This is a genomic window from Haloferax sp. Atlit-6N (genome assembly GCF_003383195.1).
GTDB classification, from domain to species: domain Archaea; phylum Halobacteriota; class Halobacteria; order Halobacteriales; family Haloferacaceae; genus Haloferax; species Haloferax gibbonsii.
In genome coordinates this window covers 78,684-102,842 of the sequence record NZ_QEQJ01000001.1, presented here as the reverse complement: position 1 = coordinate 102,842, position 24,159 = coordinate 78,684, and the positions used below count along the sequence as shown (strand labels likewise).

Below are 24,159 nucleotides of genomic sequence, written 5' to 3'. Positions count from 1 at the left end.
CCGCTCAGAGCGCGAAGAACCCGAACGTGCCGAGCGTGACGGCCGCGATGAGCGCCATCCACGTCCGGGCGGACAGCGCCGCGCCGCGGGAGAAGACGTAGGCGAAGTACGGTGCGAGCGGGGAGAGACGGTAGATGAACGGCACCTCGATTCCGGCGCCGTACTTGAGCGAGAGCGTCAATGCGACGGTACAGAGCCCGGCGACGAGTGCGACTTTCACGTCTGTGAGGTCGCGGAACTCGGCCGTCGCGTCGTCGTCTGACGAAGCCATAGCTACGAGGCGGTCGGAAGGCGAGTATCAAGAAGCCGCCGATTCGCCGAGACGGCGAGGGCGGCGGACTCGCTTACTCTTCGTCGGCGTCGAGTTCCGCGGCGAGTTCGTCGGCGTCGATGTCGACGTCCTCGATGGCCTCTTCGATGTCGGCGCCGCCCGCGCCGCCCATCATACCGCCGAGGCCGCCCATGCCGCCCATGCCGCCCTCGATGGTCTCCTGGACGATGACGCGGTCGATGTCCAGCCGCTGCATGATGTCCTGCGCGATCTGCTGCTTGGAGAACATCCACTGCTGGTTCATCGTCATCTGGGGCGTCGCCTCGATGTAGAGCGTGTCCTTCTCGACGGTGACGGTCTCCGTCTCGGGCTCGGCGTCCTCATCCTCGTCGTCGTCGGACTCGACGACCTGCTCCTCTTCGACCTCGTCCGTCTGAATCCAGACTTCGGGGGCCTGCTGGAGGTACATGCCGAGGAGGCCGGAGGCCTGCTCCTCGCGGTCGTCGACGAGTTCGAGCACTTCGTACTCGTATTCGAGGTCCTCGCCGGCGAGGGGGTGGTTGAAGTTGACGCGGGCGCGACCGCCGATGATGGTCTCCAGACGGCCCTGCTCGCCGTCGATGGTGACCTGCGCACCGGGGTAGCGGTCGTCCTCGTCGATCTTGTTGGCGCTGACCGTGCGCACGTCGTCCTCGTCGTACTCGCCGAAGGCGTCGACCGCCGGAATCTCGACGGTCCCCTCGTCGCCGGCCTCGGCGCCGATGAGTGCCTCGTCGACCTCGGGGAAGACGTGGCCGGCACCGACGATGACGACGCGGGGCTCGAACTCGTAGCCCTCGACGTCGATCTCGGCCTCTTCGGCCACTTCTTTGTCCGTCGTGTCGACGACGTCGCCGTCCTCGATCGTTCGCACCGTGTACGCGAGGCGGACGAAGTCGCCGTCCTGAATACCGGACTCGACCTCTTCATCGACCTGCTCGGCCTCCGCCTGCTGTTCGTCGCTCATACACGCTACGTGACTCGTGCGACCCTTAAGAATCACGTTTCGCCGCCGCGACGCGTTCGAGGCGGCCGACGCCCGGGAACTCGACCCCGAGGGCCGCTGTGGGGTCGAATCGCTTATATCATTGTCAATAGTTATAGAAAACGAGGCGTGTTCACATGGCACAGACTGGCTTGTTCCTCGGGTTCGTCCTCGGCGTCGTACTGCTGGCGCTCACCGTGTTTCTGACCGGCCGCGGCTGGCGACACTACTCCGTCACGAGCGTTCCGACTCCGACCGGCGGGGGTTCGGCGGGGAGCGGGAGCGGAAGCGGAAGCGACTCGCGTCGCTGGGCCGACGACCCGACGGTGCTGTCGCTCGTCTTCGTCCTCGCGGCGCTCGGCTTCGGCGCGATGGCGGTGCTGTTCGTCGGCGGGAGCGCCATCCCCGAGAGCGTGACGAACGTCGCCGGACCGGCGCTCGTCGCCGGGACGCTCGGGGTCGTCGTCGCGTACCTCTTCTACGGGACGTACCACGCCGCGCGGGGGCGCGGGCTGGCGCGGTCGCAGGCGGCGCTCCTCGGGTCGTGGGTCCTCGGCCTGCTGTTCGTCGTCGGCGTCGCCCTCAGGTTGGTGGGCCTCCTCTGAGATGGCGACCTCGTACGCGGGGCGACTCGACCCGCGACACGCGCCGCGGTTGTGGTGGCTCGCGGCGCTCTGCTGGGTCGAGGCGCTCGCCGTCGGGGCGTACCTCTACGCCGCGCCGGAGCGCGTCGAGAGCCTCCGGTACCTGTTCTACCCGTTCGTCTGGATAACCGTCGGCGCGGCGGCCGTTCTCTGGACCGACCCGCCGCGAGCGAGCGGCCGAGCGCGACTCGCCGCCGGGGGAGTCGCCGTCGCGTACTTCGTGACCCTCGCGTCGCTGGCCGGGTTGGTGTCCGTTGACTTCGCCGCGCTCCTCGGCGGGAGCCACGGACACGTCGCGACCGCGCGGCACCCGACCGGCTGGCAGTTCTCGCTCGCCGCGCCGGGGTGGGGTCCGCGGGTCGGCTACGCCGGCGAAGTCGTCTCCGGGACGTTCGTCCCGTACCGCGTCGCCGGCTACCTCGCGCTCGCGTACCTCGTCTACGCCGCGGTCCTCGACGCGGCGAAGAGCGCGCTCTCGGGGGCGCTCGGGCTCGTTTCGTGTGTCGGCTGTACCTTCCCGCTCGTCGGCGGTCTGGTCGCGGGCGCGGCCGGCGGCACCGGCGTCGTGAGCGCACTCCGGGCGCTTTCGGTCGACATCTCGACGCTGGTGTTCGTCGTCGCCGCGGCCCTACTCGCGTTCGGACCGTCGCTTGCGGAGCGGGCGCGACGATGAGCGAGCGCGACGGCTCCGCGGTCGGCGTTGCGGTTCGACGCGGTGCCGTCTGGACAGTCGCGCTGGCGGTCGCGTCGCTCACCTTTTCGGCTCCGGCGCTCGCGCACGCCGGCTCGCTGGCCGGGTCGCTCCGCTCGGTTCCGGCCCCGTTCTGGCTCGTCGTCGTCTCCGGCGGCGGCGTCGTCTGCGTCTCCTTCCTGCTGTCGGCGTTCGTCACCGACGACGAGACGCTCGACGCCTTCGAGCGGGTCGGCGTCCGAATCGGAGGACTCGCCGGGGCCGTCGCAACCGCGGCGGTCGCACTCAAACTACTCGGCGTCGCCGCGCTCGTCCTCGTCGTCGCCTTCGGGCTGTTCGGACCGCCCGTCGGCATCGCCAACCTCGGCGTCCTGCTCGTCTGGGTCGGCTGGTGGGCCGGATTCACGATGGTCACCTACCTCGTCGGGAACGCGTGGCCGCTCGTGAACCCGTGGCGGACGCTCGGCGCGGCGCTTCGAGGTCGGTTCAGGGAGACGTTGGGGCTGTCACGGTCGTACCCCGACCGGCTCGGGTCGTGGCCGAGCGTCGTCGGCCTGCTCGGACTCGTCTGGCTGGAGGTCGTCAGCCCGCTCGCGGCGGACCCGCGGGCGCTCGCGGCCGTGGTCGTCGCGTACAGCCTGCTTACTGTCGGCGGCGCGGTCGTCTACGGCGACGCGTGGTTCCGCCGCGCCGACCCCGTCGCTCGGGTGTTCCGGCTGTACGGCCTGCTCGCTCCGGTCCAGCGGGGCGAAGACGGCGGCCTCTCGGTTTCGGTTCCCGGCGCGGGACTGGCGCGCGCCCGCGAGCGACTGGGAGCCGACGACGTGGCCTTTGTCGTCGCGCTCCTCTGGGTGACGACGTTCGACGGCCTCGTCGTCACCGTCGCGTGGGGTCGCGTCCTCGACGCCGCGGCTCCGGTTCCCGCGTGGCTCGCGAACCTCGTCGGAATCGTCGCCGGCTTTCTCGTCTTCCTCGGCGGCTACCGGCTGGCGGCGCGAGTCGCCCGCGGAACCGCCGACACGTACGTGACCGTCGGCTTCGTCGCCGGTTGGTTCGCGCCCGCGTTGGTCCCCATCGCCGCCGGCTACCACCTCGCGCACTTCCTCGGCTACGTCGTCGGCCTCGCGCCCGCGCTGGTCGCGGTCGCGGCCTCGCCGCTGTCGCCGCCCGCGAACCCCTCGGTGCTGGTCGTTCCGGCGTGGTTCGGCGGCCTCCAGTTGGCGTTCGTCGTCCTCGGTCACCTGCTTTCGGTGTGGGTCGCCCACGCCCGCGCGTTCGACCTCTTTCCGGGTCGCCTGCAACCGCTCCGGAGCGAGTACCCCTTCGTCGCCGTCACGGTCGGCTACACGATGGCGAGCCTCTGGGTCGTCGCCCAGCCGACGGTCGGGGGTGTCGCAGGGTGAACCGCGAGAAATCGGCCGTCGTCCCCGAGACCGTCGTCCCCGGCGGCGAGACCGCGGCGGCGACGTGTCCCTACTGCGACCGCCCGTTCCGCCGGGAGCGACTCCGAGACCTCCACGTCGGCGACGCGCACGAGGGACTGAGTGACGGCGAAGCCGCGGCGTACGAGGCCGCGGTCGAGGCAGAGGACGAAGAGCTGTTCGTCTATCACCTGAAGGTCGCTGGCGCGCTCGGGGTGGTCTTCACGGCGCTGTTCCTGCTCGCGGTCGTCGGCTTCAGCCTGTGACGGGGCCGGAGAGTTCAGGCGTGACCGCTGTCCCCGCCGTGTTCACCTTCGGCGGGGTCGGGCAGGCGCATCACGACGCCGGTGAGGACGCCGACGCCGGCCAGCGCGACGACGCCGCCGACCACGACGAACGATTCGCTCGCGCCGACGGCCTCCGAGCCGAGGAGGACCGCGAGTCCGAGGACGACTGCTCCGAAGGCGGCCGCGAGTGCGACGGTAGTCCGATTCATGCGTAGTGTTACCACGTCAAAGTCAAAGAAGGTACGTGCGAGTGCGGAGGAGGAAAAAGAGATTCTGTCGAAGCCCTCAGTTACGGATAGTTTTCTGCGGTCGTGCTGAATAGAGTGCGCTTAGTTATCGGCAGACAGTTCGTCTCTTTTCACGAGGAGCACTATCGCCATAACCACCGCAAATGTCGTGTGTGACATCCTCAGAGTGTTGGTGTCAACTACATCCGAAAACTGAGTTAACACGATAACGAACGCGGAACCATAGAGTAGACACGGAACAATGAGGTAAACGGTAAGCGCCCTGTTTCGTTCCATACCGACTGATTTCTCCGACAGAACGTATATTCGCCGGAGATACGTGTGTTCCCTGTCTGTATCACACAGTTCTATCAGCTTCTAACGAGTTCGACAGAGCCACAGAAAGAGACGAATAGCGCCCAGTCAGGCCGCGTTCTCGCCGGTCGTCGCGGCGGCGACGACGAGCGCGAAGACGGCCACCGCGAGCACGAGACCGGGGCCGACGACAAGCGGGTCGGTGAGTCTCCCAGGCGCGACGCGGGTCATCATGACGGTCACGCCGACGCCGACGGGGACCGAAAACAGGAGGGCGTAGCCGACCGCTGTGAGGGTCTCGCGGGAGCGCCAGCGGGAATGGGAGTCGGCTCGCACGGTCACAGGAGCGAGTACGACGCCGCGAGCGTGAGCGCCAGCGCGGCCACGAGGCCGATGCCGACCAGATACGTCAGCGAGCGCGGCTCGAACCGGAGGTGCTGGAAGTACGCCGCGACCAGCACCGCCTTCGCGGCCGACAGGACCATGATGACGCCGAACGCCAGCCAGTAACTCAGCCCGGCGAACTCGACCAGCACCTGGACGGTCGCCGAGACGAACAACACCGCGTAAATCGCCGTATAGAGTTTCGTTGATACCATTTCTGTCACCTCACAGGATGTAGAACAGCGGGAACAGGAACAGCCAGACGATGTCGACGAAGTGCCAGTAGAGGCCGAAGTACTCCACCGAGCGGCTGTCTTCGAGGTACGCGCCCCGCCAGGCGCGCGCGGTCAGGTACAGTGCGACGACGAGCCCCGCGATGACGTGAGCGGCGTGGAGGCCCGTCGTGAGGAAGAACGTCGAGGCGCGGACGTTCGTCGAGAGCCACAGCCCCTCGTGGAACAGGTGCTGCCACTCCAGCCCCTTGTTGACGAGGAAGCCGATGCCGAGGACGAACGTGGCCCCGAGGCTCGTCACGAGCCCCCACTTGTGTTTCTTCTCGGCCGCGACGAGCGCGAGCACGACCGTGAAACTGCTCGTGAGCAGGATGTAGGTGTTCACGAGCCCGGGAATCGGGTCCGACGGAATCGGCTCCCAGCCGGTCCAGCCGAAGGCGACCCGGGTGAACACGTAGGCCCCGAGGAAGCCGCCGAACAGCACCACGTCGGACGCGAGGAATATCCACATCCCGACCTTGCCGTTGTCGATGCCGGCGAAGGGCCACGCCTCGCCCTCCTCGAAGACCGGGCCGTGGAACGGTTCGAGCCCCATGGCGACGAGCGACCCGAGGGTGACGACGCCGCCCGCGACCGCCGTGGTCGCGTAGGCGGCCCCGACCATCCCCTCGGGGAACGCGGCGTCTTGGAGCGGCGAGAGGCCGAGGAGGACGAGGAACGCGCCGGCCGAGAGGACGAACGGCCAGATGCTCGCGTGACTCGGTCCCTCGACTTCGGTCGCTTCGGCGGTCGGCAGTTCCGCGTCCGCGGTGACCGCTCTCGTCGCCGACGCGGTGACGCCGCCGTCGGAGACGGCCGCACCGGTCGGCCCGCCGGAACGCTCCTCGCTCGGCGCGACCTCGCCGTCGTCGATGAATTCGAGGTGGCCGTCGCGGTAGGTCGGCGTCCCGTCGAAGTTCTCAAGCGGCGGCGGCGACGAGACGGCCCACTCGGCCGTGGTCGCGTACTCCCACGGGTTGTCGGGCGCGGGGTCGCCGACGAAGGCGCTCTTGAACAGGTTGTAGAACATGATGAGGAACGACAGCCCGAGGACGAACCCGCCGACGGTGGCGAGCTGGTGCCACGGCGCGAGTTCGGGCGCGTAGTCGAACACGCGGCGGGGCGTCTCCCACGCGACGAAAAGCGGGAAGTACAGCAGGTTGAAGCCGACGAAGTAGACGGCGAAGTGGAGTTTGCCGAGGAACTCGTCGTACATCCGGCCGGTCATCTTCGGGAACCAGTAGTAGAGGCCGCCGACGAGGGCCGTCACCCCGCCGACCATCACGTAGTGGAAGTGGGCGACGACCCAGTAGGTGCCGCGGAACTCGTAGTCGAGGACGACCGCGCCGAGGAAGACGCCGGTGATGCCGCCGATGATGAACAACAGGAGCGCCCCGAAGACGAACAGGAACGGCGTCGTGAAGCGTATCTTCCCCTTCAGCATCGTGTAGATGAGCGCGAACACCATCAGGTCGAACGGCAGGGAGATTCCGATGGTGGTAATCATGAACAGGGTCTTCACCTGCAGGTTGATGCTCGTCAGGAACATGTGGTGCATCCAGACGGCGAAGCTCTGGATGGCGACGAGCACCATCGCGAGGATGAACCACTTGCGGCCGACGATGCGGCGGCCGGTGAACGTCTGGAACACCTCCGCCATGACGCCGAGCGCCGGGAAGAAGACGATGTACACCTCGGGGTGGCCGAAGAACCAAAACAGGTGCGTCCACAGGAGCGCCCCCGCCGGCGACTCCATGGCGAAGTAGGTCGTCCCGAGCAGGCGGTCCGACGAGAGCACCAAGAGCGCCGCCAGAAGCGCCGCGAAGGCGAACAGCATCATCCACGCCGTCAGGAGAATCGTCCAGCTAAACAGCGGGACGTTCCGGAGCGTCAGCCCCTCGGCGCGCATTCGGTGCATCGTCGTCAGGAAGTTGACCGACGAGACGGTGACCGAGGCGACGAACAACACGAGCGCAAGGACGGCCGTCGACGCCCCCACGTCCGGCGTGAACGTCGGGACGTTCAGCGGGGCGTACATCGTCCACCCGCCGGAGAACGTCCCCCCTTGGAAGAACGAGACGCCGAACAGGATGCCAGAAAAGAGATAGAGCCAGTACGACAGCGCGTTGAGCCGCGGGAACGCGAGGTCCTTCGCGCCGAGTTGGAGCGGGACGACGTAGTTGGCGAAGCCGAACGCGAACGGCGAGAGGAACCAGAACACCATCAACAGCCCGTGGGCCGAGACGGCCTGGTTGTACGCGACGGGCGCGAGAATCCCCTCGCCGAGCGCCCGCGGGGCGAGCAGTTGGATGCGCATCAGCCACGCGAGGACGCCGCCGAGCACGAGGAAGAAAAGCGACGTGACGATGTAGAGGATGCCGACGTCCTTGTGGTTCGTCGTGACGAACCAGCGCTTGATGCTCCCCGTGCCGGGGAAGTCGTGGCCGTGGTCGTCGCCGCCGCGGGCGACCTCGTGGCCCCCGTCGGCCGCGGCGTCCCCTCCGGGAGACGCGTCGGTCATGGGACCACCGCCGGTCGGAGACTCGATTTCGCGGCGACCGATTCATCGGCGCTCGACTCGCTCGCGGTCGCGTTATCCGCGGTCGTGTTCGCGTACCACGCCTCGTACTCGTCGGGCGGCATCACGATGACCTCGGCGGACATGTAGGAGTGGCCCGCCCCGCAGAGTTCGTAACACTGGGCGGTGTAGGTCCCGGGCTCGTCGGCGGTGAACCACGTCTCGGTCTCCTGGCCGGGGATGGCGTCGGACTTGACGCGTAACTCCGTGATGCCGAAGTTGTGGAACACGTCCGCGGTGGTAATCGTCAGCTGGACGGGCCGGTCAGCGGGGACCCGGAGCACGCCGTCGGTGGTATGGCCGTTCGGATAGGTAAAGCGCCAGCCGAACTGGTAGCCCTCGACCTCGACGTCGAGCGACTCGGCGTCGGAGGGGCCCTCCTCGACGTACAGGAGCGTCAGGTACGTCCACGAGACCAGCGAGACGACGATTATCATGCTCATGAAAAACGAAGTGAACAGCTTTCGCCCGCCGCCGCTCCCCGACGGGAGTTCCCCGAGGACGAGGCGGTCCTCGTCGTCGATGTGACCGTTTCCGGAGCCGGAGCGATACTTGTACGCGTTGTAGAGCATGTACCCCACGACGACGACCCCGACGAGCGTCCCCAAGAGCAGGAACACCTCGAAGATGCTTTCGAAGACGAACGTGCGCGTCCCTCGCGGGACCAACCCCGACTGGAGCGGGAACGCGGCCGCCGGTACGAGTTCCGTGACCATTGATAACACCACCCAAATAGTATAATTAACGTTCGTGATGATTATTGTTTCGGAGAAGTCGGTGGTGACCGGCCTCGAACGGACGTTTCCGGTCGCTCGGCGAAAGAAGAGAACAGAACGGACGGCGGTCGGGGTCGCGGGCGACGGTGGACGACGGAGAGCCCGACCGCCGGCGACGCCCGGTCAGACCTCGTGTTGCGGGATGCCCGCGAACAGGTCGAGCAGGTAGCCGAGCGAGAGGCCGTACACCCAGTGGGCCAGAAGCGAGAACACGAGGAACGAGAGGATGACGAACGCGTCGGCCTGCGGCCAAAACGCCGGGACGAACCCGACCCAGTAGAGCGTCGCGAACGACACGCCCCGGAGGTACTCCGGCGACTCCGGCGGGAGGAACGCCCCGACGACGACGAACGTCACCGGGAGGACGATGACCCCGCCGATGCCGAAGAGGAACGCACCGAGGGCGAGCGTCGGTTCGTAGCCGAAGAACGCCGCCATCCCGGCGAATCGCGTAATCGGCCCGGTCGTGAAGAGGCCGAGGAGTTCGGGGATGCCGACGAGGACGGGGAGCATCAACACCGTCCCGACGAACCCGCTCGCCATCGCGGTGAGGATGACGCGACCCGTGATTTCGTAGTCGGCGGCCTCGCCGACGCGCTGTTCTACTGCGGTGGCCGGGTTCGGCGTCTCTTGGCTCATACTCCCGTCGTACTACGCGGTCTTGCATGATAAAAGGTAACAAATACCCCGATACTGAGGGGTCGCCGGCGCGAGTCACCGAGGTTTTTGCCCCCCGGACGCGCCGGTCGAAGCATGTACGAAGTCGAGGTCAAGGTGCGCGCGGACCACGACGCGGTTCGGGAGCGACTCGACGCGACCGAAGCCGAGCAGGTCAACCGCGTCGCCCAGACGGACACCTACTACGACGCCCCGCACAGGGACTTCGCCGAGACCGACGAGGCGCTTCGACTCCGGCGCGAGTCGCGCTACGAGGGCGGCGACCTCGCCGACGAGGAGACCGTCGTCACCTACAAGGGACCGCTCGTCGACGAGTCGTCGAAGACCCGCCGGGAGTACGAGACGGGCGTCGAGGACGGCGAGACGATGGACGCCATCTGCGAGGCCGTCGGCTTCGACCCCGCCGCGACCGTCGAGAAGGACCGCGAGCGGTTCGCCCTCGACGGCTACACCGTCTCGCTCGATTCGGTGGCGGGACTCGGCGAGTTCGTGGAGGTCGAAGTCGAGGTCGAGTCCGGCGTCGACGACGCCCGCGAGGGGGCGTTCGCCGTCCTCCGCGACCTCGGTCTCGACCCCGACGACCAGATTCGGACCTCCTACCTCGGGATGCTGCTGGGCGCGCCCGAGGAGTAGTCGGGTCGTCGGCTCCCGCAGGCGTCCGTTCTCTCGGCAGATACTGCCCGAGCATACTCTCAGGTAATACGAGTGTGGCCAAAGGTTTCCGCAAGTTATAGAACCGCCCGCCGGGTACGTCCCGCCAATGAGCGACCGAAATATCCGCCTCGAATCCGCCGACAAGCGCGCGGTCGAGGACCAGGAGGTCGAAATCGTCGAGCGAAAGGGCATCGGGCACCCTGACTCCATCTCCGACGGTATCGCCGAGAGCGTCTCCCGCGCCCTCTCGAACCTCTATCTCGACCGCGTCGGCAAGGTGCTTCACTACAACACCGACGAGACCCAGCTCGTCGCCGGCACGGCCGCGCCCGCCTTCGGCGGCGGCGAGGTCATCGAACCCATCTATCTCCTCATCGTCGGCCGCGCCACGAAGGAGTACGACGGCGAGAAGATTCCCGTGGATTCGACGGCGCTCCGGGCCGCCCGCGAGTACCTCAACGAGAACATCCCCGGGCTCGACGTGGGCACGGACATCATCGTCGACGTGAAGCTCGGCGAGGGCTCCGGCGACCTCCAGGACGTGTTCGGCGAGGAGACCCAGCAGGTCCCGATGGCGAACGACACGAGCTTCGGCGTCGGCCACGCCCCCCTGACCGAGACGGAACAGATCGTCCTCGAAGCCGAGCGCGCCCTCAACGGCGCGGCCTACGGCGACGACCACCCCGAACTCGGACAGGACATCAAGCTCATGGGCAAGCGCGAGGGCGACGTCATCGACGTGACCGTCGCCGCCGCCATGGTCGACAAACACATCGAGGACATCGACGACTACGTCGCCGCCGTCGACGACGTCCGCGAGTTCGTCTCCGAGCTCGCCACCGACTACACCGACCGCGAGGTCAACGTCGAGGTCAACACCGCCGACGACTACGAGGAGGGCTCCATCTACCTCACCACGACCGGCACGTCCGCCGAGCAGGGCGACGACGGCTCCGTCGGCCGCGGCAACCGCGCCAACGGCCTCATCACGCCGAACCGCCCGATGAGCATGGAGGCGACCTCCGGCAAGAACCCCGTCAACCACATCGGGAAGATTTACAACCTGCTTTCGACCCACATCGCCGAGACGGTCGTCGCCGAGGTCGACGGCATCCGCGACCTGCAGGTCCGCCTGCTCTCGCAGATCGGCCGCCCCATCGACGAGCCGCACGTCGCCGACGCGAAAGTCATCACGGACGAGGGCGTCACCGTCGCCGACATCGAAGACGAGGTCGTCGCAATCGTCGACCGCGAACTCGCGAACGTGACCGACATCACCCGTCGGACCATCGAAGGCGAACTCAGCACGTTCTAATCGGCGCGACTCGCAGGGCCGCGAAAACAGGACACCGCTTCGCCCGCGAGGGCGGTGCGATTATTCCTCGCCGTAGTACTTTTCGACCAGTCGCGCGGCCGCCTCGGCCGTCTTCCGGTAGTCGCGGTCGCCGTCCGGCGTCCGAACCGCGTACTCGTAGTGCCGACTGCTCGGCACGTACCACTTCTCGGGGAAGTCGTCGAGGACGTGCTGCGGGTCGCCGTTCTTCGGCGCGCCCGTGCCCGCCTCAACGGTGGGTTCGGTTGCGGATTCGGTGGCGGCGCCGGCGACGGCTTCGATGTCGCTCTCGTTCCCGGCTTCGGCCTTATCCTCGCCCTCGTCCGCATCCGCAGTCGCCGCGCCGTCTCGGGGAGCCATCACGGACGGGTCGGACTCCACGAGGAGCGTCTCGGGCACGTCGGGGTGCGACGCCGAGATACCCCGGTGGACGCCGGGAGTGTTCGACCCGCCGAGCGTCTGTTCCATCAGGATTCGCTGCATGCTAATCTCGTGGCCGTCGCCCGGGTCGCGCTGGTCGTAGGTGCCGTCGGCGTTCATCTCCCACGCCTTCCGGTTGTCCGCGAAACCGAGTTCGAGGATGAACCGCAACTGTTCGCGGATGTCGGTGTCCTCGACGGGCGCGACGGCCTCGACGCGCTTGTCGAGGTTGCGGGTCATCCAGTCCGCGGAGCCGATGTAGTAGTCGGGGTCGCCCGCGTTCTCGAAGTAGAAGATGCGGGAGTGTTCGAGAAAGCGGTCGACGACGCTCCGGACCGTGACGGTCTCCGAGACGCCCTCCAGACCGGGGCGGAGCCGACAGATGTCGCGGACGAGCAGGTCGATGTCGACGCCGGCCATCGAGGCCTCGTACAGTTCCTCGACGATACCGGGGTCTTCGAGCGCGTTCATCTTGGCGACGATGCGGGCGTCGCGGCCGGCGCGGGCGTGTTCGGCCTCCCGGCGGATGCACTTCGTGAACTCGTTTCGCATCGTCACGGGCGCGATGAGGAGCTTCCGGAACTCCTCGTCCAGCGAGGGGCCGGTGAAGAAGTTGAACACCTTCACGAGGTCCTGCCCGATGTCGCGGTCGGCGGTGAGGACGCCGAGGTCGACGTAGCCCTTCGCGGTCCCGGAGTGGTAGTTCCCCGTGGCGACGTGGGAGTAGAGGCGGACGCCGTCTTCCTCCTCGCGGACGACGAGCGCGGTCTTCGTGTGCGTCTTCAGCCCGATGGTGCCGTAGGCGACGTGGATACCTTCCTCTTCGAGGCGGCGGACCCATTCGAGGTTGTTCTGCTCGTCGAACCGCGCTTTGAGTTCGACCATCGCCGCGACCTGCTTGCCGTTGTCGGCGGCGTCGATGAGCGCCTCGATGATTTTCGAGTCCGACGCCGTCCGGTAGATGGCGGCCTTGATGGCCAGCACGTTGGGGTCGTTGGCGGCCTCGTCGAGGAACTCCTGGACGGTGTCGCCGAACGAGTGGTACGGGTGGTGCAACAGCACGTCCTTACGGCGAATCTCGTCGAAGATGGTGTCGCCGTCCTCGGCGGCTGTCTCGGGGGGAGACGCGCCCGATCCGATGCCCGCGTCGGTCGCGTCGAGGTCCGAAAACCGCGGGTGCGGCTGCGGCGTCCACGACTCCAGCGAGAGGTCCGGCCGGTCGAGGTCCGTGAGGTCCATCAGCTCGCGGTAGTCGAGCGGTCCGCGGAGTTCGAACACCTCGCGGTCGGCGAGGTCCAACTGCTCGACGAGGAGGTCCCGCGCCGCCTCGGGCGCGTCGGCCTCGATTTCGAGGCGGACGACGGTGGCGAAGCGGCGCTGTTCGAGCACCTCCTCAATCATGTCGATGAGGTCCTCCGCGACCTCCTCGTTCCGGCGAACCTCGGCGTTCCGGGTCAGCTTGAACACCGCGGTGTCGACGACCTCGACGTTCGGGAACAGGAGGTCGAGGTTGGCGCGGATGACCTCCTCTAAGAGGACGTACCGAAGCTCGTCGCCGTCGGTCTCGACTTCGACGAGTCGCGGGCGGTTCTGCGGAATCTTCACGCGCGTGAACGTCTGGTCGCCGTCGTCGTCGCGGGTGACGACCGCGAGCGAAAGCGAGAGGTTCGAGATGAACGGGAAGGGGTGCGCCGGGTCGAACGACAGCGGGGTGAGCGTCGGCAACACCGAGAGTTCGAAGTAGTCGCGCATCTCCGCCCGCTGGTCGGGCGTCAGCTCGTCGTAGTCGCAGACGCGGATTCCCGCGTCGGCGAGCGCCGGCCGAATCTCCTCGCGGTAGCACGCCGCCTGTCGCTCGAACATGGGGCGGGCCTTGTCGATGGCCTCCTCCCACTGCTCGCGGGGCGTCCGGCCGTCGGTCGTCCGCTCCGTCACGCCGGCGTCTATCTGCTGTTTCAGCCCGCCGACGCGCTTCATGAAGAACTCGTCTAAGTTCTTCGTGAAGATGGACAGAAAGCGGACCCGTTCGAGAAGCGGGTTCCGGTCGTCGAGCGCTTCGTTGAGCACGCGGGACTGGAACTCCAGTTCGCTCAGCTCGCGGTTGAGATAGTACTGCGGGGCTGCGAGGTCGATATCGGCTGGCGACTCGTCGGTCATTGGCATCGAGTGGGCATCGAGGTGGCGGCAGTTGTTCGTCGAGAGCGGCCGCGGGGCGGTCGGCGGTTGTACGAGAGGGAAACGGGGTGAAATCTATTAAGTGGTTTATATTGTTTCGCCGTCTGTCTACAGTTCAGTAAATTGTACTATTTACAGATATATAACACTAATAGCGACGGGGGAATCGCGTCGAGTCGGGCGCGGACGCCCCGCGAAACGAGACGCTGAAGGGTTCCCGCGGAGAACGTCGACCGTGAATCAGACGGCGCACGTCGTCCTCGTCGGCTACGGCGAGGTGGGCACGAAGAGTTCGAGCGTCCGGGCGAAGATGGAGGCCAGACTGCGGACGAACCTCCAGGCGGTCCTCGACGACCGCTCGCTTCCGGGCCGCGTCGAGCGGGAGTGGTCCCGCCTGCTCGTCCGCGACGCGGCCGACGCCGACGCCGTCGCGGCCGCCTGCGCCGAGGTGCCGGGCGTCGTCTGGGCGCGCCCCTGCGTCGCCTGCGACCCCGTCCTCGACGACATCGTCGCGACCTGCCGAACCCTCGCGTCCGACCACCCCGACGGGGCGAGTTTCGCCGTCGACGCCGACCGCGTCGGCGACGCCGACCAACACGGGTTCACCAGTTCCGACCTCGAACGCGAGGCCGGGAGCGCCGTCGTCGACGCGACCGGCGCGCCCGTCGACCTCGACGACCCCGACCGAACCTACCGAATCGAGTGCCGCGAGGAGACGGCCTATCTCTCCGTGCGGCGGTTCGACGGGCCCGGCGGACTCCCGCTCGGGACGCAGGGCCGAGCCGTCTCACTCGTCTCCGGCGGCATCGACTCGCCGGTGGCGACGTGGGAGCTGATGCGCCGGGGCTGCGAAATCGTCCCCGTCTACGTCGACCTGGGCGACTACGGCGGTGCGGACCACCGCGCGCGAGCCATCGAGACCGTGCGGACCATCGCCCGCCGCGCCCCGAACGCGGACATGCGGGTCCACGTCGTCCCCGCCGGCGACGTGGTCGAGCGACTGATGGAGAGCGTCGAGGACACCCGGATGCTCTCGCTTCGGCGCGCGATGCTCGCCATCGCCGCCGAGGTCGCCACCGACGAGCACGCCCACTCCGTCGTGACCGGGGAATCGCTCGGCCAGAAGTCGAGTCAGACCGGCGAGAACCTCGCCGTCACCGAGGCCGCGGTCGACTACCCCGTCCACCGCCCGCTTTTGACCCGCGACAAGACCGATATCGTCGCGGCCGCCCGCGACCTCGGCACCTACGACGACTCGACGCTCCCGGTCGGTTGCGAGCGCGTCGCACCGAGTTTCCCCGAGACGAACGCCTCGCTGTCGGCCGTCGAGGCCGCGGAACCCGACGACCTGTTCGACCTCGCGGTCGAGGCCGCCCGCGAACGCGTCGTCGTGTCCCCCGACGGCGACTGAGCGCGGGAGCGCGAGGTGGAAGCCGCCGGCGAGAGGCCCGAAGCGCGGCCCGTCGTCAGCCCCACCGAGGTGCGGTACCGACGCACATACGAACCGTGCAAACGACCAACATAGTCACGATTCTTCAAACGTTTAGATTCGTTTCGAATGAACAATTGCACAAAAATGGCTTTATTTACCGTGAGCGCTAGGGTTCTCTCATGTCGAAAACATCGCATCCCGGTCACGGCCGCCCCGGCCCCGAGTGGCGCGTCAGCCACCGGGCGTCGCGGACCGACTGGAGCGACACCGTCGAGCGGTGCGCGGCCTGCCGCGCCCGCGTCGACATGAGCGAAGCCCACTACCAGGTCCTCCTCGAGCGGGACATCGATAAGCCCGGTAAGATAACCCTCGAACGCGAGCGCGTCGTCTTCTGCGACGAGTCCTGCGCCGCTGAGTGGGAATCGACCGCCTGAGTACCGGAACCGCTTTACCGAGTCCGGACCCTCCCTCTCGACGTGACGCAGGTCTGTATCGTCGGCGCGGAGGACGTCCACCTCCAGTACGAACTGCTGTCGCGCGACACCGCCCGCGCGGCGCTTTCGACCTACGACATCGCAGAACCGTTCGACAACTCGCTTTCGGTCGACACGGTGAGCCTCGGCGCGGCCGTCTCGCTTCTCAACGACCTCAACTGGTATCTCGTCCGTTTCGCCGACTTCTCGCTGGTCCGCGAGCCCTCCGTCTCGCCCGACGAGTGGCTCTCTCGCGACCTCGCCCGACAGATTCGAGACGGGGCGGTCCAGCCGGAAGACACCGGCGACCACCTCGCCATCTACGGCGTCGAAGACGGCCGCCTCGTCGAGCCGATGTACGTGACGCGCGTCGACGGCTCGGTCCCCGACTACGACCTCAGAGACGTGGAGCGAACGCTCGTCGTCAGAGTCGCGGAAGACGAGTTCGGTCGGTGAGAGCCGGCCGTCGAGAGACCGCTATTCCTCGGCGTCGAACATCCCGGTGGACATGTAGCGCTCGCCGGAGTCCCAGAAGACCGTCACGACGAGCGGTCGGTCTTCCTCGTCCGCGTCGGGGTCGGCGAGTCGCTCGGCGACGCGCTTGGCCGCGAGGAGCGACGCGCCCGACGATTGCCCGACGAGGATGCCTTCCTCGCGGGCGAGGCGACGACACTCGGCCTCGGCGTCCGCGAGTTCGACGATTTCCACGTCGTCGATGAGGTCGGTGTCGAGGTTGGGGCTGACGAAGCCCGGCCCCATCCCCTGGAAGTCGTTGTTGCCGACCTCGTGGCCCGAGAGGACGGCGCTCTCGGCGGGTTCGACGCCGACGACGCGCATCGAGGGGAACTCCTCGACGAGGCGGCGGCCGTTGCCCGAAATCGTGCCGCCGGTGCCGATGCCGGCGACGAGGGCGTCGATGCGGCGGTCGCCCACCTGTTCGAGAATCTCCTCGGCGGTCGTCCGGTAGTGCGCCTCCGGGTTCGCGGGGTTCTCGAACTGCCGGAGTTGGTACATGCCCTCGGCTTCGAGTTCGTCGGCGCGCTCTTTCGCGGCGGAGATGTCGCCCTCGACGAGTTCGATGGTCGCCCCGTAGGCGCGCATGATTTCGCGGCGCTCGGGCGACATCGAGTCCGGCATGACGATAGTCAGGTCGTAGCCCTTCGCCGCCGCGACGACCGCGAGTCCGATACCGGTGTTCCCGGACGTGGGTTCGACGAGGTGGTCGCCCGGCGAGATGTCGCCCGCCTCCTCGGCCGCCTCGACCATCGCCAGCGCGGGGCGGTCCTTCGCCGACCCGCCCGGGTTCTTCGACTCTATCTTCGCCGCGATTGTCGACCCCTCGGGGGAGTCGACGCGGACCAGCGGCGACCCGATAGCGTCGAGGATACTGTCGTCCATCGACCCTCCGTTGACGGTGCGACACTAAACGACTGGCGGAGGCGGACGATACGGCCACCGTCTCGGGGCGGACGGCGAGCCCCGCCGCGAGCGCACCCGTTAAATCCGCGCGGCCGGTACGCCCTCCCATGGCCGAAGCCGAGACGCTCGAAACGATGCAACCGAACCCCGCGTGGGACGCGGCGTCCTACCCCGACGTGGTCGACGCCCTCGCGGCCGAAGACTACACGTTCAAAGTCTGGGGTGGCGACTGGTGCGGTGACTGCCGCGGACAGCTTCCCGACTTCGCGGCGGCCCTCGACGCCGCCGGCGTCCCCGCCGAGCGAATCGACCACTACCCCGTCGAGAAGGCCGACGACGGCTCGAAGGTCGGCCCGCTCGTCGAGGCGTACGACATCGAACTCATCCCGACGGTCGTCGTCGAACTCGACGGCGAAGAGGTCGCCCGCTTCGTGGAGGAAGAAGACGTTCCGATTGCGGCCTACCTCGCAGAGCGGCTCTCGAACTGAGCGTCGGTTCGAATTCTCTGTTCTCTTGACCCGCCGAAACCGTGATACGACACCCGCGGGTACGGCGATGCGATGCGACGAGCGCAGTTGTCGCGGGAGTCGGAAGATGCCTGAGAAACGCGGTGGGGACGCGGGTGAGCGCCCGGACGACGGTGACGAACCGCGGCACTATCTCCTCGACAGCGACGACTACCGCCGCGACCTCGTTCCGGTGTTCTCCGAAGCCGTCCCCGTCGCAAGCGCGGTTCGGGTGGAACTCGACGAGAGCTGTCTCGACGGAGCATACGGAGAAGACGACATCGAGCGATGTGTCGAGGCGCTCACAACCGTCGAAGCACTCGACCCCGAGCGCCCGGACGACGGGACCCGCGTCTTCTCTCTCGACCGCGACGGCGAGGACGCGCTGTTCGCGCTTCTCGACGTCGCGACGACGATGGTCGGGGAGAACTTCGTGTTTCGTCTCACGCTCCTCGACGACCGCGGGGACGACCTGCTCACGACGATTCCCCACGAGTCGATGCTCTGGGGCGAGTCGCCGCCGCTCCCCGAGAGAGTTGTGGCGTCGATTCAAGACCTGCTCGCGAACCGGGTTGGTCTGTTCGTGGCGTCGACGGTCCACGAGCGCTGGGAGACCGACGACCACGCCTACCGCTTCGACACCACGGCTATCGTGCAATCGACGCTGGACCGGAAGACGAGTCTGACGTACTGTTCCGCGCTCTCGGCGCGGGGTCTCGACGTCGTCGACGGAACGACGCTCGTCTTCGACACGCCGACGGGTGAGAAAGTCGTCCCGTGCGTGACCCGCGAGCGCGCCGAACGAGTCGCAAACACGGTGCGGTCGTTGCGGTGGCGGTACGACGGGACGCGGCTCTGAGTCGGCGGACCTGCTTAGTTGTCGTTGCCCGCGCCTGCGGGTTCGCCCGCCGTGAACCACGCCAGCGCCTCGTCGAGGTCGTGGGTCGGCGCGGAGCAGGTGAAGTTCTCGCAGGCGTAGACGGTCGGTTCGCCGTCGGCCGCCTCGCGGCCGGCCCAGATTGGCGGGGCCTCGTCCAGTCCGAGCTCGTCAAGCCACGCGTCGAGTTCCTCGTCGGTGCCGGGGCGGCGGGAGACGACGAGGCCGGGGAGGTACCGCGAGGCGAGCGTCTCGCGCCACTCGTCGGGCACCTCGTCGGCCGCGATGGTGAGTTCGGGGACGCCGCTGGCGGCCTTCTCGGCGGCGAGCGCGAGCGAGACGTGTTCGAGCGGGCTGCCGCGGACGCGGTTGGCGAACGACCCGAGGACCGCGTCCGCGACGCCGCCGAAGTCGGCGTCCGGCGCGAACTGTTCGAGGTCCAAGAACAGCGACGTGGCGACGCCGAGGCTCGACGGCGTGGACTGGTCGGTCGGCTCCTGCGGCCGGGTGACGAGCGATTCGCCGCTCTCGGGGGTGAAGTAGAGCGTGCCCGCGTCGGCGTCGTAGAACTCGCGGCGGGTCGCCCGCGCGAGGTCGAGCGCGAACGAGAGCGGGGCGAGGTCGCCGGTCGCCTGATAGAGGTCGAACGCGCCGCGCGCGAGGAAGGCGTAGTCTTCGAGGTAGCCGTCGCCTTTCACCTCGCCGTTCATCACGCGCCGCGAGAGCGTCTCGGTCTCGTCGTCCCAGAGGCGCTCGCGCACGAAGTCGAGGGCCCGGCGGGCGTCGGAAGCGAGCGAGTCGTCTTCGAGGACGACAGACCCCTGCGCGAACGCCGAAATCATCAGGCCGTTCCAGCCGGCGAGCACCTTCTCGTCGCGGGCGGGGCGCTCGCGCCCCTCGCGGGCGGCGAACAGGGCTTTCCGGGCCTTTTCGAGGCGGTCTTCCACCTCGGATTCGTCGAGCTCGTACTCCTCCGCGAGTTCGGCGGTCGTCGCCGAGACGTTCAGGACGGTCGTCTTGCGCTCGAAGTTGCCGCCGGGCGTGACGCCGTAGCGGTCGCAAAAGAGGTCGGCGTCGAGTTCGGGGAGGAGGTCGCGCACGTCGTCGGGCGTCCAGACGTAGAAGGTGCCTTCCTCGCCGCCGGACTGGGCGTCGAGGGTGGCGAAGAAGCCGCCGTCGTCGTGGGTGAGTTCCCGTCGGACGAACTCGAACGTCTCGGCGGCGACGGTCGCATAGGACTCGTTGCCGGTGAGTCGGGCGGCGTCGAGGTACCGCGAGGCGAGGCCGGCCTGGTCGTACAGCATCTTCTCGAAGTGCGGGACGGTCCACTCGCGGTCGACGCAGTAGCGGTGGAAGCCGCCGCCGAGGTGGTCGCGGAGGCCGCCGTTGGCCATCGCGTCGAGACTTTGCCGCGCCACGTCGAGCGCCTCGCGGCGACCGGAGACCGCGTAGCCGCGGAGCAGAGCGTCGATGCGGCCGGGTTGGGGGAACTTCGGCCCGTCGCCGCCGAAGCCGCCGTGGTCGCGGTCAGCCCCGCGGAGAGCCGCCTGCACAGTGCTGTCGAGGACGTCCGAACCGGGGGCTTCGCCGGGTACGTCGGGCGTCTCCTCCAGTCGGTCGGTGATGGCGCTCGTCCACTGCTCGGCGCGGTTTTCTATCTCGTCGCGGTCGGTCCGCCACGACTCGGCGAAGCTCTCGACGAGGTCGCGGAATCCGGGCGCGCCGCGGCGGGGTTCCGGCGGGAAGTAGGTGCCGACGAAGAAGGGCTTGCCCTCGGGCGTGAGCCAGACGGAAAGCGGCCAGCCGCCGCCGCCGGTGACGAGCTGACAGATGGTCTGGTAGATGCGGTCGAGGTCGGGGCGCTCCTCGCGGTCGACTTTCACGGGGACGAAGTGCTCGTTGAGCACCTCGGCGATGTCTGGGTCCGAGAAGCTCTCGTCGGCCATGACGTGACACCAGTGGCACGCCGAGTAGCCGACCGAGAGGAAGATGGGCTTGTCCGCCTCGCGGGCGGCGTCGAGCGCCGTCTCGTCCCACGGTTGCCAGTTGACCGGGTTGTCGGCGTGCTGGCGGAGGTACGGGCTCTGCTCCTCGTCGAGTCGGTTGCGTCCCACCGGGTCGGACATGCGTCGCAGTCGGCGCTCCGGGAACTAAAGCGGCGTGGAGACGGCCGACGCGGCCGACTCGGGGAGCGGGTCGGACGGCGAGTCCCGTTCGTTGGCGACCGTGCATAACCACAATCGTGCCCATTTCGTCGCCGATAAAGAGCAATCTTTACACTCCCGTGCGCAGGGTATGCGACCATGAGCGAGACCGTCCTTCTCGTCGGCGGCGGCGGCCGCGAGCACGCGATTGCCCGCGCGCTGGCCCCCGACTGCGACCTGTACGCCTGCGCCAGCAACCGAAACCCCGGCATCGCCGCCCTCGCCGAGGACTTCGAGACGATTTCGGAGACCGCCGCCGAGGACATCGTCGCCTACGCCGAGTCGGTCGGCGCGACGCTCGCGGTCGTCGGCCCCGAGTCCGGCCTCGCGGCGGGCGTCTCCGACGCCCTCGACGACGCCGGCGTCTACACCTTCGGCCCGCAGGCGGCCGAGGCGCGCATCGAGACGGACAAGGCGTTCCAGCGGCAGTTCATGCGCGACGAGGAGATTCCGGGCAACCCCGACTTCGCCACCTTCGACGACATGGAGGCCGCCTGCGACTACATCGACGACTACGACGGCGACCTCGCGGTCAAGCCCGCGGGCCTCACCGGCGGCAAGGGCGTGAAGGTCATCGGCGACCAGGTGACGCCCGAGGAGGCGAAGGCGTACCTCCGCGACTCGGACTACGAGCGCGTGGTCCTCGAAGAGCGCCTCGTCGGCGAGGAGTTCACGATTCAGGCGTTCGTCGCCAACGGCGAGTTCCGCGTCAGCCCCGCCGTGCAGGACCACAAGCGCGCCTACGAGGGCGACGAGGGACCGAACACCGGCGGCATGGGAAGCTACACCGACGTGACGCCCTCCCTGCCGTTCATGGCCGACGGCGACTACGAGGCCGCGGTCGAGGTCATCGAGGCCGTCGTGGAGGCGCTCCCCGACTACAAGGGCATCCTCTACGGCCAGTTCATGCTCACGACCGAGGGCCCGAAGGTCATCGAGTTCAACGCCCGCTTCGGCGACCCCGAGGCGATGAACACCCTGCCGGTCCTCGAAACGCCCTTCATCGACGTGCTCACGGCCGCCCGCGAGGGCGAGTCGCTGCCCGAACTCGACTTCGCCGAAGCCGCCACGGTCTGTAAGTACGCCGTCCCCGAGGGCTACCCGACGGACCCCGAAGCCGGCGCGGAAATCGCGGTCGAGGTGGACGAGGACGCCGGCGCGCTGCTGTTCTACGCGAGCGTCGACGACCGCGAGGACGGCCTCTACACGACGACCTCCCGGTCGTTCGCCGTGGTCGGCGTCGCCGACAGCATCGCCGAGGCGGAGGAACTCGCGGAGGACGCGCTCGCCGACGCCGGCGAGGGCTTCCACATCCGCCACGACATCGGCACGGCGGCGCTCGTCCAGCGTCGCATCGACCACATGGCCGAACTCCGCGGCGAGTAAGCGGCAACCGACCACCGAGACCGATTTTCTGATTCTCTCGTCGCCGCCGCGGCGAGGGCGCTTTTACCCTCGCGGCCCAATCGACGGACGTGACCGACGACGATGCCGCACCGGCGGACGGCGACGCCCGCCGACACGACCGAATCCAGCACCACCCGACGCCCGGCCCGCGGAACTCGCTGCAGTACTGGACCGACGCCAAGCCCGTCTGGCGCGTGATGCTCAACTACGTGTTCGTCCTCGTCGCCCGCATCGCGCCGTCGCTCCGGGTCAGAAACTGGGCGCTCCGGCGCATCGGCGTCACCGTCGGGGCGGGCGTCTCGTGGGGCCTCGAAGCGACCCCCGACGTGTTCTGGCCGGAACTCGTCACCATCGAAGACGACGCCATCATCGGCTACGACTCGGTCATCCTCTGTCACGAGTTCCTGCAGGACGAGTACCGGACCGGCGAGGTCGTCGTCGGCGAGCGGGCCATGATAGGCGCGAAAGCGACCGTCCTGCCGGGCGTCCGCATCGGCGAGGGCGCGCAGGTCGCGGCGAACTCGCTCGTCACGCGCGACGTGCCCGCGGGTGAGACGGTCGCAGGGGTTCCCGCGAGACCGATGTCCGGGGACGAGACTGGCGGAGAGTAATCGGTCGTCGTCGCGACCCGCGGGCTGCGGTCTGCGTCAGTCGTCGACCGTGGACTGTTCCTGGAGACGGACGCAGAAGACCGCGCCATCGCCGTCTTCCCGGTCTTCGACCCAGATGGTGCCGTTGTACGACGAGATGACGTTGTCGGCGAAAAAGAGGCTGATTCCCGTGCCGTGGTGCAGTTGGTCGTACTCCTCGCGGCCGAAGATGAGGTCGCGGTGCTCCTCGGGGACGCCCGGGCCGTTGTCGGCGACGCGGACGATGACGAAGCCGCCGTCGCGGTCGGCCGAGACCTCGACCCGCGGGGTCTCCTTGTCGTTGTGCATGACCGCGTTTTCCAGCAGACACTCGATTGCCTCGCCGAGGAGGTCGTCGCCGACGACCTCGACCTCGGGGAACGACCCGAACTCGAACTCGGCGTCCGGGAACTCTATCATGGCGTCGACGATTTTGTTGTTCAACACCACGTCGAGACGGACCGGGTGGTTGGACACGTCGTGGGAGCGTTCGAGGTGCTCGCGGAGGTCGCGGGCGCGCTCGGACTTGTGGACGATTTCGAGGACCTTCTCCTGGACGAGGTCGAGTTCCTCCAGCGCCTGCTCGTCGTCGATTCGGCTGGCCACCTGCTGGGTGTAACCGTAGACGACGTTGAGTTCGTTCCGCAGGTCGTGCCGGAGGAGGCGGTTGAGCACCTCCGAGGCGTTCTCGTAGCGGCGCTGTTTGGTCGTGTCGACGAAGAAGGCGAGAAACCCCTCAACGTCGCCGTCGACGACCATCGGGCTGGCGAACCCCTGCCCGTAGACGACCTGCTGGTCCTTCCGCCGCGCCATGAACTCCCCGGACCACGTCTCGCCGGCGATCATCTGCTCGACGATTTCGTAGTATATCTCCTCGTCGGCGGCGATGAGTCCGACCGACTCGCCGACGATGTCGTCGTAGTCGTAGCCGAGGAACTCCAATCCGGCGTCGTTAATGTCACGAAAAGCGAAATTCGTATCCGCAATCAACATGGGGATATCCGCACTTCGGAAAGCCTCGCGATACAGTTCCGGGTCGGTATCCTCCATGTTCGGTCTGCA

At 67.8% G+C, this 24,159-nt stretch carries 25 protein-coding genes; 13 read left to right on the top strand and 12 right to left on the bottom strand.

From position 1 onward, the window contains the following. Positions 1 to 4: 4 nt before the first annotated feature. The gene (locus tag DEQ92_RS00490; protein WP_004976721.1) at positions 5 to 271 is read right to left on the bottom strand and encodes a hypothetical protein; all 267 of its coding nucleotides are present in this window, start codon (positions 269 to 271) and stop codon (positions 5 to 7) included. A 73-nt stretch (positions 272 to 344) separates the two neighbouring features. Then, complete coding sequence (locus DEQ92_RS00485) at positions 345 to 1,277, bottom strand: peptidylprolyl isomerase (protein ID WP_004976719.1); 933 nt, start codon at positions 1,275 to 1,277, stop codon at positions 345 to 347. Positions 1,278 to 1,432: 155 nt separating this feature from the next. Here DEQ92_RS00485 and DEQ92_RS00480 point away from each other — a divergent pair, with 155 nt between their 5' ends. Genes DEQ92_RS00480 through DEQ92_RS00465 form a run of 4 tightly spaced genes read left to right on the top strand, consistent with a single transcriptional unit; the run spans position 1,433 to position 4,317 of the window. After that, positions 1,433 to 1,900 (top strand): hypothetical protein, encoded by a 468-nt coding sequence (locus DEQ92_RS00480; RefSeq protein ID WP_050459129.1) that lies wholly within the window; start codon positions 1,433 to 1,435, stop codon positions 1,898 to 1,900. A gap of 1 nt (position 1,901) precedes the next feature. Beyond that, positions 1,902 to 2,612, top strand: coding sequence for a hypothetical protein (locus DEQ92_RS00475; protein ID WP_004976714.1), 711 nt, complete (start codon positions 1,902 to 1,904; stop codon positions 2,610 to 2,612). Beyond that, on the top strand, positions 2,609 to 4,033 hold the full coding sequence (locus tag DEQ92_RS00470; RefSeq protein ID WP_115820296.1) for a hypothetical protein: 1,425 nt from the start codon (positions 2,609 to 2,611) through the stop codon (positions 4,031 to 4,033). The genes DEQ92_RS00475 and DEQ92_RS00470 overlap by 4 nt, the downstream gene beginning before the upstream one ends. Then, positions 4,030 to 4,317, top strand: a complete 288-nt coding sequence (locus DEQ92_RS00465; RefSeq protein ID WP_004976710.1) for a hypothetical protein — start codon at positions 4,030 to 4,032, stop codon at positions 4,315 to 4,317. The genes DEQ92_RS00470 and DEQ92_RS00465 overlap by 4 nt, the downstream gene beginning before the upstream one ends. Before the next feature lie 14 nt (positions 4,318 to 4,331). Here the strand turns inward: DEQ92_RS00465 and DEQ92_RS00460 are convergent, their stop codons facing one another. The 6 genes from DEQ92_RS00460 to DEQ92_RS00430 form a co-directional block, all read right to left on the bottom strand. After that, positions 4,332 to 4,547, bottom strand: coding sequence for a hypothetical protein (locus tag DEQ92_RS00460; protein ID WP_004976708.1), 216 nt, complete (start codon positions 4,545 to 4,547; stop codon positions 4,332 to 4,334). 441 nt (positions 4,548 to 4,988) lie between these two features. Next, positions 4,989 to 5,222, bottom strand: a complete 234-nt coding sequence (locus DEQ92_RS00450; RefSeq protein ID WP_115820295.1) for a hypothetical protein — start codon at positions 5,220 to 5,222, stop codon at positions 4,989 to 4,991. After that, on the bottom strand, positions 5,219 to 5,479 hold the full coding sequence (locus DEQ92_RS00445; protein WP_004976702.1) for a cytochrome C oxidase subunit IV family protein: 261 nt from the start codon (positions 5,477 to 5,479) through the stop codon (positions 5,219 to 5,221). Before DEQ92_RS00445 ends, DEQ92_RS00450 begins: the two co-directional genes overlap by 4 nt. Before the next feature lie 10 nt (positions 5,480 to 5,489). Further along, positions 5,490 to 8,057 carry a cbb3-type cytochrome c oxidase subunit I gene (locus tag DEQ92_RS00440; protein ID WP_050459135.1) on the bottom strand — a complete coding sequence of 856 codons (2,568 nt, stop codon included), beginning with the start codon at positions 8,055 to 8,057 and terminating at the stop codon, positions 5,490 to 5,492. Then, the gene (gene coxB / locus DEQ92_RS00435) at positions 8,054 to 8,830 is read right to left on the bottom strand and encodes a cytochrome c oxidase subunit II (protein WP_004976692.1); all 777 of its coding nucleotides are present in this window, start codon (positions 8,828 to 8,830) and stop codon (positions 8,054 to 8,056) included. Before coxB ends, DEQ92_RS00440 begins: the two co-directional genes overlap by 4 nt. A gap of 183 nt (positions 8,831 to 9,013) precedes the next feature. Then, on the bottom strand, positions 9,014 to 9,529 hold the full coding sequence (locus DEQ92_RS00430) for a DUF6789 family protein (protein ID WP_004976689.1): 516 nt from the start codon (positions 9,527 to 9,529) through the stop codon (positions 9,014 to 9,016). 114 nt (positions 9,530 to 9,643) lie between these two features. On the opposite strand from DEQ92_RS00430, the gene cyaB reads away from it, so the two are divergent. Both cyaB and DEQ92_RS00420 read left to right on the top strand, forming a co-directional pair. After that, positions 9,644 to 10,201: a class IV adenylate cyclase gene (cyaB, locus tag DEQ92_RS00425; protein ID WP_050459137.1), complete on the top strand. Its 558-nt coding sequence runs from the start codon at positions 9,644 to 9,646 to the stop codon at positions 10,199 to 10,201. Between the two features lie 127 nt (positions 10,202 to 10,328). Beyond that, on the top strand, positions 10,329 to 11,537 hold the full coding sequence (locus DEQ92_RS00420) for a methionine adenosyltransferase (protein ID WP_004976683.1): 1,209 nt from the start codon (positions 10,329 to 10,331) through the stop codon (positions 11,535 to 11,537). A 60-nt stretch (positions 11,538 to 11,597) separates the two neighbouring features. On the opposite strand, the gene ppk1 is transcribed toward DEQ92_RS00420, so the two are convergent. Beyond that, on the bottom strand, positions 11,598 to 14,132 hold the full coding sequence (ppk1, locus tag DEQ92_RS00415; RefSeq protein ID WP_115820294.1) for a polyphosphate kinase 1: 2,535 nt from the start codon (positions 14,130 to 14,132) through the stop codon (positions 11,598 to 11,600). Between the two features lie 253 nt (positions 14,133 to 14,385). On the opposite strand from ppk1, the gene thiI reads away from it, so the two are divergent. The 3 genes from thiI to DEQ92_RS00400 all read left to right on the top strand — a co-directional run bounded on the left by thiI (position 14,386) and on the right by DEQ92_RS00400 (position 16,511). Further along, positions 14,386 to 15,561: a tRNA uracil 4-sulfurtransferase ThiI gene (thiI, locus tag DEQ92_RS00410; protein ID WP_115804892.1), complete on the top strand. Its 1,176-nt coding sequence runs from the start codon at positions 14,386 to 14,388 to the stop codon at positions 15,559 to 15,561. 200 nt (positions 15,562 to 15,761) lie between these two features. Beyond that, positions 15,762 to 16,016, top strand: coding sequence for a hypothetical protein (locus DEQ92_RS00405; protein WP_004976672.1), 255 nt, complete (start codon positions 15,762 to 15,764; stop codon positions 16,014 to 16,016). 42 nt (positions 16,017 to 16,058) lie between these two features. After that, entirely contained in the window at positions 16,059 to 16,511 is a 453-nt protein-coding gene (locus DEQ92_RS00400; RefSeq protein WP_004976670.1) for a DUF5804 family protein, read from the top strand. Between the two features lie 21 nt (positions 16,512 to 16,532). On the opposite strand, the gene DEQ92_RS00395 is transcribed toward DEQ92_RS00400, so the two are convergent. Continuing rightward, a complete protein-coding gene (locus DEQ92_RS00395; RefSeq protein ID WP_004976666.1) occupies positions 16,533 to 17,453 on the bottom strand; it encodes a PLP-dependent cysteine synthase family protein in 921 nt (306 codons plus the stop codon). A 128-nt stretch (positions 17,454 to 17,581) separates the two neighbouring features. Here DEQ92_RS00395 and DEQ92_RS00390 point away from each other — a divergent pair, with 128 nt between their 5' ends. Further along, positions 17,582 to 17,962 (top strand): thioredoxin family protein, encoded by a 381-nt coding sequence (locus DEQ92_RS00390; protein WP_004976664.1) that lies wholly within the window; start codon positions 17,582 to 17,584, stop codon positions 17,960 to 17,962. 106 nt (positions 17,963 to 18,068) lie between these two features. Then, positions 18,069 to 18,839, top strand: a complete 771-nt coding sequence (locus tag DEQ92_RS00385; RefSeq protein ID WP_115820293.1) for a hypothetical protein — start codon at positions 18,069 to 18,071, stop codon at positions 18,837 to 18,839. 14 nt (positions 18,840 to 18,853) lie between these two features. On the opposite strand, the gene DEQ92_RS00380 is transcribed toward DEQ92_RS00385, so the two are convergent. Further along, complete coding sequence (locus tag DEQ92_RS00380; RefSeq protein ID WP_115804895.1) at positions 18,854 to 20,983, bottom strand: thioredoxin domain-containing protein; 2,130 nt, start codon at positions 20,981 to 20,983, stop codon at positions 18,854 to 18,856. A gap of 177 nt (positions 20,984 to 21,160) precedes the next feature. Here DEQ92_RS00380 and purD point away from each other — a divergent pair, with 177 nt between their 5' ends. Together purD and DEQ92_RS00370 are read left to right on the top strand one after the other, a co-directional pair. Beyond that, positions 21,161 to 22,447: a phosphoribosylamine--glycine ligase gene (purD, locus tag DEQ92_RS00375; RefSeq protein ID WP_115820292.1), complete on the top strand. Its 1,287-nt coding sequence runs from the start codon at positions 21,161 to 21,163 to the stop codon at positions 22,445 to 22,447. An 89-nt stretch (positions 22,448 to 22,536) separates the two neighbouring features. After that, positions 22,537 to 23,079, top strand: coding sequence for a DapH/DapD/GlmU-related protein (locus DEQ92_RS00370; RefSeq protein ID WP_004976655.1), 543 nt, complete (start codon positions 22,537 to 22,539; stop codon positions 23,077 to 23,079). Positions 23,080 to 23,115: 36 nt separating this feature from the next. On the opposite strand, the gene DEQ92_RS00365 is transcribed toward DEQ92_RS00370, so the two are convergent. Next, positions 23,116 to 24,147, bottom strand: coding sequence for a sensor histidine kinase (locus DEQ92_RS00365; protein WP_115804896.1), 1,032 nt, complete (start codon positions 24,145 to 24,147; stop codon positions 23,116 to 23,118). Positions 24,148 to 24,159 lie beyond the last annotated feature (12 nt).